Genomic DNA, 15,262 nt, shown 5'->3' on the forward strand with positions numbered 1-15,262 from the left:
CCCCTTCAGAGTCCCAGGATCGTGCGGCTGATGATCTGGCGCTGGATCTCGTTGGAGCCGCCGTAGATCGAGGCCTTGCGGAGGTTGAGGTACGTCGGCGCCGATCGTCGCGCCCAGCCCTCCTGGGGCGAGTCGTCGCCTGCCCGCGCCGCCAGCGAGGCCGGTCCGGCGAGGTCGAGCGCCAGCTCGCTGACGGCCTGCTGCAGCTCGGTGCCCCTGAGCTTGAGCACCGACGAGGCCGGGTGCGGCGCGCCGTCGGAGGAGTGCGCGACGACGCGGAGCGCGGTCAGCTCGAGGGCGAGCAGCTCGTTCTCCAGCTCGGCCACCCGGGCGCGGACCAGCGGGTCCGCCAGCTGGTCGGCAGCCGTCGCCTTGAGCGTGGCCAGGGCGCGCTTGGTCGCGCCGACGGGCGCGACGCCCACCCGCTCGTTGCCGAGCAGGAACTTCGCCATGGTCCAGCCCGCGCCGGGCTCACCGACGAGCAGGTCGCCGGGGACCCGGACGTCGGAGAACCACACCTCGTTGACCTCGTGGCCGCCGTCGATGAGCTCGATCGGGCGCACCTCCACCCCGGGCGTCGTCATGTCGATCAGCAGCATGGAGATGCCCTGCTGCTTCTTGACCTCCGGATCGGTGCGCACGAGCGTGAAGATCCAGTCGCCGTGCTGCCCGAGCGTGGTCCAGGTCTTCTGGCCGTTGACCACCCAGTCGTCGCCGTCGCGCACCGCGGCCGTCCGCAGGCCGGCGAGGTCGGAGCCGGCGTCGGGCTCGGAGAAACCCTGGGACCACCAGATGTCGAGGTTCGCGGTCGCGGGCAGGAAGCGCTGCTTCTGCTCCTCGGAGCCGAAGTGGGCGATCACGGGGCCGATCATCGAGGCGTTGAACGCCAGCGGCGCCGGGACGCCGGCGCGCTGCATCTCCTCGTGCCACAGGTGGCGCTGGAGCTCGGTCCAGTCCTGGCCGCCCCACTCGGTCGGCCAGTGCGGGACGGCGAGCCCCTCGGCGTTGAGGATCCGCTGGCTCGCGACGATCTGCTCGCGGGTGAGGTGGCGTCCCTCCAGGACGGTGTCGCGGATCTCCCGGGGGACCTTCGTGGTGAAGAACTCCCGCATCCGGTCGCGGAACTCCGCGTCGCGGGGGCTGAGCGCGAGCTGCATGTGGCTCCTCGTGGTGGGCGTGGCCGGCGGCGTGCCCATCATGGCGTGGCTGTCCAGCGGGGCGACGGGCGGTGGGCCCGCCGCCCGCCGGCTCACTCGGCGTCGGAGTCGAGGACGAAGTCGGCGCTCTGCTCCTCGCCGTCGCTGAGCCAGGTCACCGTGACGGTGTCGCCGGGGCGGTAGGAGCGGATCGTGGCCACGAGGGAGTCGGCGCCGGTGATGCGGGTGTCGTCGATCCGGGTGATGACGTCACCGGCGGCGAGCCCGCCCTCGTCGGCGGTGGAGCCGGGGGTCACCTCGCTGACGAGTGCGCCCTCGGAGTCGCCCGACCGGGTGTCGGCGACCTGCAGCCCGAGGCGCGCGTGGGTGGGCGTCTCGCCCGCCGCCATCTGGTCGACGATCGGCATGACCTCGTCGATGGGGATCGCGAAGCCCAGCCCGATGGAGCCGGCCCCGCCCTGACCGTAGGGGGACTGCGAGGCCGCGGTGCGGATGGAGGAGTTGATCCCGACCACCGCGCCGGTCATGTCGACGAGCGGTCCCCCGGAGTTGCCCGGGTTGATGGCGGCGTCGGTCTGGATCGCCGGGTACGTCGTGGAGTTGCCCTCGTCGTCGCGGCCGACGTTGACGGGGCGGTCGAGGGCGCTGACGATGCCGCTGGTCACGGTCGCGTCGAGGCCGAAGGGCGAGCCGATCGCCACGACGCCCTCGCCCACCCCGAGGTTGGCGGACTTGCCGATCGTCGCGGGCGTCAGGCCCGACACGTCCTGGGCCTGGATCACCGCGGTGTCGGTGAGCGGGTCGGTGCCGAGGATCTCGGCCTCCGCGCTCGTGCCGTCGTCGAAGGAGACCGTCAGGCTGCCGCCCTCGGCGGCGCCGTCGATCACGTGGTTGTTGGTGAGGATCGTGCCGTCGGCGGTGAGGATGATCCCGGAGCCCGACGCGCCGCCCTGGGGGGTCGTGACATCGATCTTCACCACGCTCGGCAGCACCTTCTGCGCCACCGACTCGACCGATCCGTCTGCGGCCGGCGCCTGCGGCTGCGACACCGGCGACGTGGCGACCTGGCCTGCCTCGGCGGTGCCCGCGGGGTCGTCGTGGGTGGCGTCCCACCACGCGGCGCCGCCGAGGCCCGCGCCGCCCCCGACGACGAGCGACGTGGCGAGCACGGCCGCCGCCAGGCCGGCGCGCCGGCGCCGCGGCGGTGCCGCCTGCTGGACGGGGATGGCCTGCGTGTGCGCCGGCTGGAACGGCGCGTGCTCCGCCGTGCGGGGCTGGTAGGGGTCGTACCGCTCGCCGGGGTGGTCGCCGTCGCCGTGGTGGGGGGTTCGTCCGTCGCTCATGTCGTCCACGGTGCGTCCGTACCCTGTGGAGGCCCTGAGAACGCGCTGGGAAGGCGCCCAGACCTGCGGGGCCGCCGGCACGGGGCTCCGGACGCGCGAGAGCCCCCGGCCGGGTGGCCGGGGGCTCTCGTCAGCCTGTCGTCAGCGTGTCGTCGGCGGGGAGGCTCAGGCCCAGCGCTCGGAGGCCGCGGTGAAGGTCAGCTCGCGGTCGCCGGTGTAGATCTGCTTCGGGCGGGCGATCTTCTGGTCCTTGTCCTGCACCAGCTCCGACCACTGCGCCAGCCAGCCCGGGGTGCGGCCGATGGCGAACAGCACGGTGAACATCTCCGGCGGGAACTGGAAGGCCTCGTAGATCAGGCCGGAGTAGAAGTCCACGTTGGGGTAGAGCTTGCGCTTGACGAAGTACTCGTCCTCGAGCGCGATCTTCTCCAGCTCCAGCGCGATGTCGAGCAGCGGGTTGGTGCCGGTGACCTCGAAGACGTCCTCGGCGGACTTCTTGATGATCTTGGCGCGCGGGTCGTAGTTCTTGTAGACCCGGTGGCCGAAGCCCATGAGTCGCTCGTTGCCGTCCTTCACGCCGTCGATGAACGCCGGGATGTTCTCCTTGCTGCCGATGCGCTTGAGCATCCGCAGCACCGCCTCGTTGGCGCCGCCGTGGAGCGGGCCGTAGAGCGCCCCGATGCCGGCCGACACGGCCGAGTAGGGGTCGACCTGCGAGGAGCCGACGGAGCGCACCGCGTTGGTCGAGCAGTTCTGCTCGTGGTCGGCGTGGAGGATGAAGAGCACGTCGAGGGCCTTGACGAGCCGCTCGTCGGCCTCGAACTTCTGCTCGCTCATCTTGAAGAGCATCGAGAGGAAGTTGGCGGTGTAGCCGAGGTCGTTGTCGGGGTAGACGTAGGGCTTGCCCTGCGCGTGGCGGAACGACCAGGCCCCGAGGGTCGGCATCTTCGCGATCATGCGGACGATCTGCATGTGGCGGTTGTCGGCGTCGCTGATGTTGCGGGCGTCGGGGTAGAACGTCGACAGGGCGCCCACCGAGGCCATCAGCATGCCCATCGGGTGGGCGTCGTAGCGGAAGCCGTGCATGAAGTTCTTGACGTTCTCGTGCACGAACGTGTGGTAGGTGATCTCGTGCACCCACGCGTCGTACTGCTCCTTGGTGGGCAGGTCGCCGTGGATGAGGAGGTAGGCCACCTCGAGGAAGTTGGACTTCTCGGCCAGCTGCTCGATCGGGTACCCGCGGTACTCGAGGATGCCCTTGTCGCCGTCGATGTAGGTCACCGACGAGCGGCACGAGGCGGTGTTGACGAACCCCGGGTCGTAGGTCGCGAGACCGGGCTGCTCGTCATCGAGGCGGATCTGCCCGAGGTCCTTGGCGGCGATCGTGTTGTCGGTGATCGCGATGTCGTACGTCTGACCGGTCCGGTTGTCGGTGACAGTCAGGGAATCCTTGGCCGCAACGTCGGTCACGTCGGCTCCTGTTCATACGTCTTTGTACGTCTGTGTGCCCCTCAACCTAGACCTGCGCCCGCGGGGACCGCGAATCAGGTGTCCACGCTGCGACTTCGGTATGACGTCAGCGCCCCGCCACCCGGTTCGCCACCCGCGCGACCCGGCTGGTGCGGCCGAGGCCCGCGTCCTCGCGGCGGTCGGCGGCGCGGTAGAGCCGGTAGAGTGCGTGGACGCCCGCCCACCGCAGCGGCTCGGGCTCCCACCGCCGTACCCGGTGACCCGCCCACGGGAGCCGGGTGAGGTCGGTGTCACGGCCCAGCACCAGGTCGCGCAGGGTGCGGCCCGCGAGGTTGGTGGCGGTCAGGCCCGACCCGACGTACCCGCCCGCGTGGCCGAGCCCCGTCGCGGGGTCGTAGGCCACGCTCGCGCTCCAGTCGCGAGGGACGCCGAGCACCCCGCACCAGGCGTGGTCGAGGCGGATCCCCGCCAGCGAGGGGAACAGCGAGAGCAGCGTCGAGCGCAGCGACTGCACGGTCCACTCCTGCGTGCGTCCGTCGACGTCGGTGCGCGAGCCGAACCGGTACGGCACGCCGCGACCGCCCAGGGCGATGCGACCGTCGGCGGTGCGCTGGGCGTAGCAGTAGGCGTGCGCCTCGTCGCCGAGCAGCTCCTCGCCGCTCCAGCCGACCTCCGCCCACTGCGCGGCCGTCAGTGGCTCGGTGACCACCATCGCGGAGTTCATCGGCAGCCAGTCGCGCCGGTGCCCGGGGAGTCCGGCGGTGAAGCCCTCCAGGCAGCGCAGCACCACGGGCGCCCGCAGGGTGCCGTGCTCGGTGACCACCGCGCCCGGCTCGATCCGCACGGCGCGGGTGGCCTCGTGCACGCGCACACCGCGCTCCCGCACGAGCCGCGCGACGCCGGAGACCAGCTTGGCCGGCTGCACCCGCGCGCAGTCGGGGTCGAAGTGGCCGGCCACCGCTCCGGCCACCCGGATCCGGGCCGACACCTGCTCCGCGGTGAGCTCGCCCCCCAGTCGCTGCCGCTGCGCCTCGGACCGCGCCACGACGAGGACGCCGCTGCGCACGATGTCGGCCTCGATGCCCTCGCGCGCGGCGATCGCGACGACCTCGTCGACGGTGCCGCGCAGCGCGGCCCGGAGCCGGTCGACGCCGTCGGCGCCCGCCACCTGCTCGTACGCCCGGGCGCTGCCGGCCAGCTCGCTGGACAGCCAGCCGCCGTTGCGGCCCGAGGCCCCGAAGCCGGCGAACTCGGCCTCGACGACGCGGACCTCGAGCGTGGGATCGGCCTCGCGCAGGTAGTGCGCGGTCCAGAGTCCGGTCAGGCCGCCCCCGACGATCGCGACGTCGCACGTCGCGTCGCCCCGGAGCGGGTCGGTGGGGGAGGGCAGGCCGAGCTGCTGCCACCAGTAGGACACGCCGCCGTTGCGCACCCGGCCATCATGGTCCCTCCCCGTTTTGACCCTGCTCCTCGACGCGCCGTACCCTTGCTGGTCGCGACTCCTGCCGCGTCCGCTCCCTCCCCACGGAGGGCCAGAGCGGGTGCAGATCCGGACGTGATCCCCCCTGGGTGGGGGAGCGATCCGGGCCGTGTTCGTCAGAAGTCGCGCAGCCCCTCGAAGCCTGGGGGGCACCACCGCCCCTCGCCCGAGGGACGGACCCAACGAACGAGAACGGGACATCGCCGTGCGCACGTACAGCCCCAAGCCCGCTGACATCCAGCGCGAGTGGCTCGTCATCGACGCCACCGACGTGGTCCTGGGCCGCCTCGCCGTCCAGACCGCCAACCTCCTCCGCGGCAAGCACAAGCCGACCTTCGCTCCTCACATGGACATGGGCGACTTCGTGATCATCGTCAACGCCTCCAAGGTGTCGCTGTCGGGGACCAAGAAGACCACCAAGATGGCCTACCGCCACTCCGGCTACCCGGGCGGCCTGTCGGCCACCCCCTTCGGCGAGCTCCTCGAGAAGGACGCCCGCAAGGCCATTGAGAAGGCCGTGTGGGGCATGCTCCCGAAGAACAAGCTCGGTCGCCAGATGCTGAAGAAGCTCAAGGTCTACGCCGGCCCCGACCACCCGCACGTGGCCCAGAAGGCCACCCCGTTCGAGATCTCCCAGATCTCCCAGTGACGACTGAGGACTGACACATGTCTGAGAACACCACCGAGGTCGAGGAGACCTTCGAGACCGACGCCGACGGCGTCGCCTACACCTCCGAGAGCGCCGCGTCGGCCGACACCCCGGCCCGCCCGGCCACCATCGCGCCCGCCGGCGCCACCGGCCGTCGCAAGGAGGCCGTCGCCCGCGTCCGCATCGTCCCGGGCACCGGCTCGTGGACCATCAACGGCCGCACGCTCGACAGCTACTTCCCGAACAAGCTGCACCAGCAGATCGCCAACGAGCCGTTCGCCGAGCTGCAGCTCGAGGGTCGCTTCGACGTGATCGCCCGCATCCACGGCGGCGGCATCGCCGGCCAGGCCGGCGCCCTGCGCCTCGGCGTGGCGCGGGCGCTCAACGCCGTCGACGTCGAGGCGAACCGCCCGGCGCTGAAGAAGGCCGGCCTGCTCACCCGCGACGCCCGCGTCGTGGAGCGCAAGAAGGCCGGTCTGAAGAAGGCCCGCAAGGCCTCGCAGTTCAGCAAGCGCTGATCTCCTAGGGTCTCGTCACATGACGCGACTCTTCGGCACGGACGGGGTCCGGGGCCTGGCGAACGCCACACTCACGGCGGAGCTGGCCCTGGACCTCTCCGTCTGCGCCGCACACGTCCTGGCCGACCGCGGCGAGTTCGAGGGTCATCGCCCCCTCGCCGTGGTGGGCCGGGACACGCGCATCTCTGGGCAGTTCCTCGAGGCCGCGGTCGTCGCGGGCCTCGCCTCGGCCGGCGTCGACGTGCTGCTCCTCGGCGTCCTGCCCACCCCGGGCGTCGCCTACATGACCGACCGCCTGGGCGCCGACCTCGGCGTCATGCTGTCGGCCTCGCACAACCCGATGCCCGACAACGGCATCAAGTTCCTCGCGCGCGGCGGCCACAAGCTCGACGACGCGATCGAGATCGCCATCGAGCGCCGCATGGGCGAGCCCTGGGCGCGACCCACCGGCGGCGACGTCGGCCGGGTGCGCGCTTACGAGAGCGCGGTGCAGGAGTACGCCGCGCACCTCGAGAGCACGATCACCCATCCGCTCGCGGGGCTCAGGGTCGTGCTCGACTGCGCGGAGGGCGCGGCCTTCCAGGCCGGGCCCCGGGCGCTCGAGGACGCCGGCGCCACGGTCGTCGCGATCCACGCCGACCCCGACGGCCTCAACATCAACGACAGCTGCGGGTCCACCCACCTCGAGTCGCTGCAGGCCGCGGTCGTGGAGCACCGCGCCCATGCCGGCTTCGCCCTCGACGGCGACGCCGACCGCTGCCTGGCCGTCGACGCCGACGGCAACGTCGTCGACGGCGACCAGATCCTCGCGATCCTGTCGCTGTCCCTGCTGGAGCAGGGCCGGCTCGCCAAGGACACGGTGGTGGCGACCGTGATGAGCAACCTGGGCTTCGTGCAGGCGATGCGCGCGAGCGGCGTCGGGGTGCGGCAGACCAAGGTCGGCGACCGCTACGTCCTCGAGGCGATGAAGGTCTCGGGCTACTCCCTCGGCGGCGAGCAGTCGGGCCACGTCATCCTCAGCGACCACGCCACCACCGGCGACGGCATCCTCACCGCGCTGCACGTCCTCGAGCGCATGGCCACCACCGGGAAGTCGCTGGCGGAGCTGGCCTCGGTGATGACCCGGCTGCCGCAGGTGCTGCTCAACGTGTCGGGGGTCGACAAGTCGCGCGCCGACGAGGACGCCGTCCTCGCCGCCGCCGTCGCCGAGGAGGAGGCGCTGCTCGGCGAGCGCGGCCGGATCCTCCTGCGCCCCTCCGGCACCGAGCCCATCGTGCGCGTCATGGTCGAGGCACCCACCCACGAGGAGGCCGACGGCGTCGCGTCCCGGCTCGCCGACGTGGTGAAGCAGCAGCTGGCGCTCTAGGCGAGCGCAGCGCGCCCTGCCTCCTGCTGACGACGCGGGCCGCGCACGCCGATATCCGCATGACGGGCAGGGCGCGCCGCGACTACCGTCGCGGCGTGGTCGACATCGAGCAGATCAACCCGCGCAACGAAGCCGCCCTCAAGGCGTGGTGGGACGTCGGGCACGCGGCGACGGCCGACCGGCCCGGCAAGCCGTGGCCGCTGTGGGAGCAGAGCCGGGTGGCGCTGACCGCGCCGAACCCCGAGCGCGACGTGGCCCTGTTCGGTGCCATCGAGGGTCGCCGCATGGTGGGCGCCGGCATGGTGCTCCTGCCCACGCGCGACAACGCCCACCTCGCCGGCGCCGAGGTGTACGTCGACCCCGATCGACGTCGCGAGGGGATCGGGTCGGCGCTGCTGGCGGAGGCGGAGGTGCTGGCGCTCGGGCACGGGCGCACGACGCTCACCGGCGAGGCGTACGTCCCGCCCGGCGGCACGGCCGCGGCGGAGCCGTTCGCGCTGGGGCGGGGCTTCGCGGTCGCCACCCGGGAGTCGATCAAGGAGCTGACGACCTCCGACTACCTCGAGCGGCGCGACGCGCTGGCGGCGGGGCTCGCGGGCGCCGGCCAGGGCTACTCGCTCGTCACCTTCGACACCGTGTGCCCCGAGGAGCACGTCGAGTCGTTCGGGCGCCTCCTGGGGATGCTGGTATCCGAGATCCCGCTCGGCGACCTCGACCTCGAGGCGTCGGAGTGGAGCGTGGAGCGCGTCCGCGCCGCCGAGCAGCGGCAGGTCGCCACCGGACGGCACGTGCACACGGCCCTGGCGATCGCGCCCGACGGCACGGTGGCGGGTGTGTCCGACGTGCGCGTCGACGACACGGACCACACGCACGCCCTGGTCGGCATCACGATCGTCGACCCGGCGCACCGCGGACACCGGCTCGGGCTCGCGCTCAAGGTCGCGACGCACGACCTGGTCCTGGCGACGTACCCCGACCTCAGGACCGTGGAGACGTCCAACGCCGAGGTCAACACGTGGATGAACGCCGTCAACGAGGCGCTGGGCTACCGCACGACCGAGACGTTGCTCGAGCTGCAGAAGAGGCTCTGAGACGACGGTCAGCCTCGTGACCGCGCCGCCGCGACCGACGGGGCGGCGACGGGCCCCGGGAATCGGATCCCCGGGGCCCGTCGTCCGGCCGGCTCCCGACGTGGTCGGGGGCCGGGGCTCGGGCCGATCAGTCGCAGAACCCGGCGGCACCACCGTTGTTCGCCGTGTCGAACAGGTCCTTCGTCGCCTCGTAGGAGCCACTGCCGATCGCCGCGTTCGTCAGCGCCACCACCTCCGCCGTGGAGAACGAGTAGTCCACCTCGTCGCTCGCAGCGTTCAACACAGCCGCGGCCGCGTGCCGCAACAGCGCCTTCAAGCCACCACCGCCCAGCGACAGCGCGGCGTCCAGCGTCATCGACGAGTAGGTCGACGACAGGCCGGTGAAGACGCTGCCCAGCGTCGTGTCGGGGCTGTAGCCGGCGGGATAGTCGGACGGGTGGTTCTTCCAGAACCCGGGGGTGCAGCCCTCGCCGCCCGGCTCGGGCGTCGTGGTCGTGGTCGTCGTCGTGGTCGTCGTCGTGGTCGTCGGGACGGTGGTCGTGGTGGTGGTCGTCACCTCTCCGGCGACGCTCACCCCGGCGAACACGGTCGCAAGGACGAAGCCGAGGACCGCCAGGATCGGCAGGCCCAGCATCGTGGTCAGCCTGTTGTCTCTGTCTTTCACCGCGTGCTCCTTCGGTGCCATCGGGTGGGGGACGCCTCGAGCGCACCCTCGAACCGGACCGTAGAGGGGCCGGGGCGAGGAGAACCCGTCCCGGGCGGGAATTCACTGGTTATGGTGACGCCATGCTTCATCCGGCGCGGATGGACACGGCTCGTTGGACGATGCGCTCGGCGCTGCTGGCGCTGAGCGCCGTCCTGCTGCTCCTGTGCGCGGGTGCCTCGGCGTCGGTGGGCGACGGACCGGACGACGGGCCCCGGCTGACGCGGGGGGAGGCGACCCGCATCGTGCTGGTCGAACCGGAGGTCGCCGAGTGGCTGGACCGATACCCGGAGGACTTGCTGATACCCGCGGCCCACTTCATGCCCGAGCGCGGGGAGTGGGAGGTGAGCGTCTTCACCCCCGAGGCCGGCAAGGTGGCCACCGCCAAGGTCGACGACCGCACCGGCGACACGCGCGACGTCTGGGCGGGGCCTGAGCTGGCCTGGCCGCTGGCCCGGGGAGGCGGCGTCGGCGGGCTGATCAACGAGCCCCTCCTGTGGCTGGCGTTCTGCCTCTTCTTCGTGGTCGGCCTCGCGGACTTCAGACGACCGCTGAGCCTGGCCAACCTCGATCTGGTGGCCCTGTTGTCGTTCTCGGTCAACGTCGCGCTGCTCAACGAGGGGCGCGTGTTCGCCTCCGTGTTGGCCGCGACGGCCTCGCTGGTCTACCTCGTCCTGCGGATGATCCGCGTCGGAGTCACCGGACGCGTCGCCGTCCCGCGCTCGACCGTTCCCGTGTGGCTGCTCGTGGCGGGCCTGGTGTTCCTCGTCGGGCTGCGGACGGGGATCAACGTCGAGCACTCGAGCGTGCTGGACGTCGGCTACGCGGGGGTCATCGGCGCCGACCGCCTCTCGGACGGCGTGTCGCCGTACGGGAGGTTTCCCCATGCGGACAGCGGACGCCCCTGCGGCGCTGAGGCCCACGACGGGAGCGTCCTGGACTGGGTCCAGGAGGACGGGCGCTGCGAGACGATCAACTCCTTCGGGGACACCTACGGTCCGGTGAACTACCACGCCTACCTCCCAGGGCTGTGGCTCTTCGGCTGGAGCGGTCGGTGGGACGAGCTCCCGGCCGTCCACTTCACGACCCTGCTCTTCGACCTGCTCGCCATGGCAGGTCTCGCGGCCGTGGGGCGCAGCCGGGGCGGGACCAGGGCGGCGGTCGTCCTGCCGTTCGCGTGGGCGGCGAACCCGCTGACCCAGTACACCTCCAGCTCCAACGCCAACGACACGATCATGGCCGCCCTCCTCATCTGGGCGTTCTGGGCCGTCTCGTCCCCGCCCGGGCGAGGCTGCCTGGTCGCCCTCGCGTGCTGGACTAAGCTGGCCGCCCTGATCCTGGCGCCGATGTGGGCGACCTACCCCGGCACCCGTCGGCTGCGGAGTCCGCTCGTGTACGCCACGAGCTTCGCGCTGACCACGGTGCTGTGCTTCTGGTTCCTGCTGGTCGCCGACGACCCGCTGCGCGAGCTGCGGGTGTTCCTCGACCGGACGTTCATCATCCAGTTCGACCGCAGCTCACCGTTCTCGCTGTGGGACTGGGGTCAGTACGCCGCTGCGGGCCTGCCCGACCTCTCGGCGGTGCAGCACGTCCTGCAGGGGGTCCTCGTGCTCGCGGCGCTGGTGGTGGCGGTCCGGCCGCGCCGCAAGTCGCCGCTGCAGCTGGCCGCCTTCAGCGCAGCCCTGCTGATGTCGTTCCAGCTCCTGCTGACCCACTGGTCCGCCTTGTACACGGTGTGGTTCATGCCGTTCCTGCTCGTGGTCGTCCTGACCGGCGATCTCCTGCAGTCCGGTGGCACGCGTCCGGACGACACGGAAGAGGGCGACACCACAGTCCGGAGCGGGGACGCCGCCCGCGGACAGACCCCCGATTCGCGGTATGCGGCGGCACCGACCTCGCGTCGAGACTGAGGCCAGCGCGATCGTCGCGAATGCCACGTTGGGGGTGCTCATGCTCACCAGTCCCAGGCGGGTCCTTCTGGCGGCGATCGCCGTCCTCCTCCTCGCGGCCCCCGCAGCCATCGTCCGCGACGCGACACCCGCGGAGGCGGCGCCGCAGGTCGACACCGGTTTCGGCGTGCAGACCGTGTTCTCCGGCCTCACGCTCCCCACGGTCGTGCGCTTCTCCCCGGACGGCAGGGTGTTCGTCGCGGAGAAGTCAGGGCTGGTCAAGGTCTTCGACTCGATGAGCGACACCACCGCGACCACGGCGATCGACCTCACCGCAGACGTCCACTCGTTCTGGGACCGTGGCCTCCTCGGGATGGCGCTCGACCCCGACTTCCCCGCAAGCCCCTACGTCTACCTGCTCTACACGTGGGACCGCTACCGCTACGGCGACACGTGCCCCACGCCACCGGGAGCGACGACTGACGGTTGCCTCGCCGACGGACGGCTGGTCCGCATCCCGGTCGACACGGCCAACCGCCCCGGGACCACGGAGGTCCTCCTCGACGGCAACTTCTGCCAGCAGTTCCCGTCCCACTCAGTGGGGACCGTCGAGTTCGGGCCCGAAGGCGCCCTCTACGTCACCTCCGGCGACGGCGCGTCCTTCAACACCGTGGACCACGGCCAGCTCGGCGGCAGCCTCGCCGGCACTCCGACCCCCGTGAACCCGTGTCAGGACCCGCCGTCCGAGGGCGGAGCGTTGCGCAGCCAGGACCTCCGCACCGGCGGTGACCCGCTGAGCCACGACGGCACCTTGATGCGTCTGGACCCCGACACGGGCAACGCCTGGCCGGGCAACCCTGGTGGGGGCCGGGTGCTCGCCCATGGTTTCCGCAACCCGTTCCGCACGGCGGTGGCGCCCGACGGCCACGTCTACGTCGGAGACGTGGGGTGGAACAACTGGGAGGAGATCAACCACGTCCCGAACGCGTCGTCGCTGCGGAACTACGGATGGCCCTGCTACGAGGGCACCGGACGCATGGGGTCCTACGACGCCGCCAACGTGCCCGTGTGCGAGTCTCTCTATGCCCAGGGGAGCGCAGCGGTCACGGCCCCGCTGTTCGAGTACCGCCACGGCGTCGCGCTGGACGCCTGCCCCGAGGTACAGGGCAACTCCAGCGCGATCAGCGGTCTCGCCGTCTACCCGGGCGGTACCTATCCGGGCAAGTACGACGGCGCGTTGTTCTTCACCGACTACTCCCGGGCGTGCGTCTGGGTGATGTACGCGGGCGCCGGAGGGGTGCCCGACCCCTCGACGGTCGACCGATTCACGACGGAGGAGCCGTCGGTGGGGCTGTACGCCGGACCGGGGGGCGACATCTTCTCCCTCGACCACATCAACGGTCGCATCCGTCGGATCGTCTCCACGGGGACCAGCAACCAGCTGCCCACGGCGTCCTTCGTGGCCGACCCGTCGTCCGGGCAGGCTCCGCTGACCGTCGCCTTCGACGCCACCGCATCCGTCGACCCCGACGGCGCTCCGCTGCAGTACGCCTGGGACCTCGACGGCGACGGCCAGCTGGACGACGCGTTCACGGCCACGGCCGCCCACACCTACACGACTCCGGGCACCTACACGGTCCGGCTCCGGGTGGACGACGGTCACGGCGGTGTCGACGACGAGACCGTGCAGGTGGACGTGCGCGCCGACGCCAACCAGGCTCCGACCGCACGCATCGACGCCCCGACGTCCGTGACCACTTGGGCCGTCGGCGACACCGTGTCCCTGCAGGGCAGCGGCGTCGACCCCGACGGCGGCAACCTCACGTACCGCTGGGACCTCGGGGTGGTGCACTGCTCGGCCACACCGCCGTTCGACTGCCACACCCACCCGCTCGAGACCCGCTCGGGTGCCACCGCCTCCTTCTCCGCTCCGGACCACGACTACCCGTCGCGGTTGTCCGTGACGTTGACGGTCACCGACCCGGCAGGGCTGCGGGACGCCGAGACCATCGAGATCCTGCCCCGCACCCGCACGCTGACCGTCGACACCGTGCCCGACGGCCTGCAGGCCTACGTCGGTGGCGCAGCGGTGACGGAGGGGCAGCCGCAGACCGTCATCGAGCGCTCGACCCAGACGTTCTCCGTCCCCTCCCCGCAGGTCCTGGGGGAGCACACCTACCAGCTCGTCGGTTGGAGCGACGGCTCCACGTCTGCGGCCCGCACCACGACTGTCGCCGTCGACCAGGCCTTCACCGCACGCTTCAACGGCTTGCCGCAGGCTCGGGTGACGGCGAACCCGACGACCGGCAAGGCTCCACTGACCGTCCAGCTCTCCGCGACGGGCTCGACCGACCCGGAGGGTGCGCCGCTGACCTACGCGTGGGACCTCGACGGGGACGGGCAGCTGGACGACGCCACCGGCGCCACTGCCAGCCGCACGTTCACCATCAAGGGGACGACGCGGGTGACCGTGCGGGCGACCGACAGCTTCGGTGCCACGTCGACGGCCTCGGTGACCATCACCGTCAAGCCCGGGAAGCGCTGACCGCGACGCGCCGCCGGCGACCGGCGCTCAGAGCTTGCGCAACCGCACGTAGCGCACCGAGTGGTCGGCGTCCTTGCGCAGCACGAGGTTCGCGCGCGAGCGGGTGGGAGCGACGTTCTGCACGAGGTTCGGCTCGTTGATGGAATCCCAGATCCGGGTGGCCTGGTCGACCGCCTCGTCGTGGGACAGCGCGGCGTACTTGCGGAAGTACGACGCCGGGTCACGGAAGGCGGTCTCGCGCAGCCTCAGGAAGCGGTCGACGTACCAGCGCTTGATGTCGGCCAGCGCCGCGTCGACGTAGACGGAGAAGTCGAAGAAGTCGCTGACCGCCAGGCCGGTGCGGCCGTCGTCGCGCACGCGGGCCGGCTGCAGGACGTTGAGGCCCTCGATGATCACGATGTCGGGGCGCTTGACCACGACCTTCTCGTCGGGCAGCACGTCGTAGACGAGGTGGGAGTAGATCGGCGCCTCGACCTCGTCCCGGCCGGACTTGATGTCGACGACGAACTTCAGCAGCGCCTTGCGGTCGTAGGACTCCGGGAACCCCTTGCGGTGCAGGATCCCGCGCCGCTCGAGCTCGGCGTTGGGCAGCAGGAAGCCGTCGGTGGTCACAAGCGCGACGTTGGGGTGCTCGGGCCAGTGCGCCAGCATCTGCTGCAGCACGCGCGCGGTGGTCGACTTGCCGACCGCGACCGAGCCGGCGAGCCCGATGACGAACGGCGTGCGCGGCGGGGTCACGCGGTGCAGGAACTCCTCCTGCTCGCGGTGCAGCCGGGAGTTCGCCGCGACGTAGAGGCTGAGCAACCGCGAGAGCGGGAGGTAGACCTGCTCGATCTCGCGGAGGTCGAGCTGGTCGCCGAAGCCACGGAGGCGGAGGACCTCGTCGGGCGTCAGGGACGTCTCGGCCGTGCCGGCCAGCTGCGCCCAGGCCCCGCGCTCGAGCTCGACGTACGGGGAGGCCTCGCTGCCGGTGGAGGACGACGTGACCTCGGGCATGGGTGCGATTGTGGCACCGCGGCGGGCCACGGCTGCGCGGCGGCCTGCCGATAGA

12 protein-coding genes are annotated in these 15,262 nt (G+C 71.7%); 6 read left to right on the top strand and 6 right to left on the bottom strand.

All coding sequences use genetic code 11. The annotated features are described in order from the left end of the window. Positions 1 to 5: 5 nt before the first annotated feature. From J3P38_RS16140 to J3P38_RS16155, 4 genes are all read right to left on the bottom strand, one after another. A complete protein-coding gene (locus tag J3P38_RS16140; RefSeq protein WP_210439971.1) occupies positions 6 to 1,157 on the bottom strand; it encodes an acyl-CoA dehydrogenase family protein in 1,152 nt (383 codons plus the stop codon). Between the two features lie 92 nt (positions 1,158 to 1,249). Then, entirely contained in the window at positions 1,250 to 2,500 is a 1,251-nt protein-coding gene (locus J3P38_RS16145) for a S1C family serine protease (protein ID WP_210504352.1), read from the bottom strand. A 165-nt stretch (positions 2,501 to 2,665) separates the two neighbouring features. Continuing rightward, positions 2,666 to 3,970 carry a citrate synthase gene (locus J3P38_RS16150; protein WP_210439973.1) on the bottom strand — a complete coding sequence of 435 codons (1,305 nt, stop codon included), beginning with the start codon at positions 3,968 to 3,970 and terminating at the stop codon, positions 2,666 to 2,668. A gap of 106 nt (positions 3,971 to 4,076) precedes the next feature. Further along, positions 4,077 to 5,402: an NAD(P)/FAD-dependent oxidoreductase gene (locus J3P38_RS16155; RefSeq protein ID WP_307807962.1), complete on the bottom strand. Its 1,326-nt coding sequence runs from the start codon at positions 5,400 to 5,402 to the stop codon at positions 4,077 to 4,079. 253 nt (positions 5,403 to 5,655) lie between these two features. Between J3P38_RS16155 and rplM the strand changes: the two genes are divergently transcribed. The 4 genes from rplM to J3P38_RS16175 are packed head-to-tail and all read left to right on the top strand — an operon-like array spanning position 5,656 to position 9,074. Continuing rightward, a complete protein-coding gene (gene rplM, locus J3P38_RS16160) occupies positions 5,656 to 6,099 on the top strand; it encodes a 50S ribosomal protein L13 (protein WP_210504353.1) in 444 nt (147 codons plus the stop codon). Positions 6,100 to 6,116: 17 nt separating this feature from the next. Then, a complete protein-coding gene (gene rpsI, locus J3P38_RS16165) occupies positions 6,117 to 6,617 on the top strand; it encodes a 30S ribosomal protein S9 (protein WP_210439976.1) in 501 nt (166 codons plus the stop codon). Positions 6,618 to 6,636: 19 nt separating this feature from the next. Then, positions 6,637 to 7,983, top strand: coding sequence for a phosphoglucosamine mutase (gene glmM, locus J3P38_RS16170; RefSeq protein WP_210504354.1), 1,347 nt, complete (start codon positions 6,637 to 6,639; stop codon positions 7,981 to 7,983). Between the two features lie 59 nt (positions 7,984 to 8,042). Then, positions 8,043 to 9,074, top strand: a complete 1,032-nt coding sequence (locus tag J3P38_RS16175; RefSeq protein WP_210504355.1) for a GNAT family N-acetyltransferase — start codon at positions 8,043 to 8,045, stop codon at positions 9,072 to 9,074. Between the two features lie 127 nt (positions 9,075 to 9,201). Here J3P38_RS16175 and J3P38_RS16180 read toward each other — a convergent pair whose 3' ends face one another. Then, positions 9,202 to 9,738 carry a hypothetical protein gene (locus J3P38_RS16180; RefSeq protein WP_210504356.1) on the bottom strand — a complete coding sequence of 179 codons (537 nt, stop codon included), beginning with the start codon at positions 9,736 to 9,738 and terminating at the stop codon, positions 9,202 to 9,204. A gap of 122 nt (positions 9,739 to 9,860) precedes the next feature. Here J3P38_RS16180 and J3P38_RS16185 point away from each other — a divergent pair, with 122 nt between their 5' ends. Then, a complete protein-coding gene (locus tag J3P38_RS16185; RefSeq protein WP_210439980.1) occupies positions 9,861 to 11,687 on the top strand; it encodes a hypothetical protein in 1,827 nt (608 codons plus the stop codon). 40 nt (positions 11,688 to 11,727) lie between these two features. Further along, a complete protein-coding gene (locus J3P38_RS16190; protein ID WP_210439981.1) occupies positions 11,728 to 14,211 on the top strand; it encodes a PKD domain-containing protein in 2,484 nt (827 codons plus the stop codon). Between the two features lie 27 nt (positions 14,212 to 14,238). Here J3P38_RS16190 and coaA read toward each other — a convergent pair whose 3' ends face one another. Further along, positions 14,239 to 15,207, bottom strand: coding sequence for a type I pantothenate kinase (gene coaA, locus J3P38_RS16195; protein ID WP_210439982.1), 969 nt, complete (start codon positions 15,205 to 15,207; stop codon positions 14,239 to 14,241). Positions 15,208 to 15,262 lie beyond the last annotated feature (55 nt).

It is taken from the genome of Nocardioides xinjiangensis, assembly GCF_017916455.1.
Lineage (GTDB): Bacteria > Actinomycetota > Actinomycetes > Propionibacteriales > Nocardioidaceae > Nocardioides > Nocardioides xinjiangensis.

Coding starts and splice junctions, on each gene's coding strand:
- rpsI (WP_210439976.1), top strand. CDS start 6,117: ATGTCTGAGAACACCACCGAGGTCGAGGAGACCTTCGAGACCGACGCC.
- J3P38_RS16140 (WP_210439971.1), bottom strand. CDS start 1,157: ATGCAGCTCGCGCTCAGCCCCCGCGACGCGGAGTTCCGCGACCGGATG.
- J3P38_RS16185 (WP_210439980.1), top strand. CDS start 9,861: ATGCTTCATCCGGCGCGGATGGACACGGCTCGTTGGACGATGCGCTCG.
- J3P38_RS16145 (WP_210504352.1), bottom strand. CDS start 2,500: ATGAGCGACGGACGAACCCCCCACCACGGCGACGGCGACCACCCCGGC.
- J3P38_RS16175 (WP_210504355.1), top strand. CDS start 8,043: ATGACGGGCAGGGCGCGCCGCGACTACCGTCGCGGCGTGGTCGACATC.
- J3P38_RS16190 (WP_210439981.1), top strand. CDS start 11,728: ATGCTCACCAGTCCCAGGCGGGTCCTTCTGGCGGCGATCGCCGTCCTC.
- coaA (WP_210439982.1), bottom strand. CDS start 15,207: ATGCCCGAGGTCACGTCGTCCTCCACCGGCAGCGAGGCCTCCCCGTAC.
- glmM (WP_210504354.1), top strand. CDS start 6,637: ATGACGCGACTCTTCGGCACGGACGGGGTCCGGGGCCTGGCGAACGCC.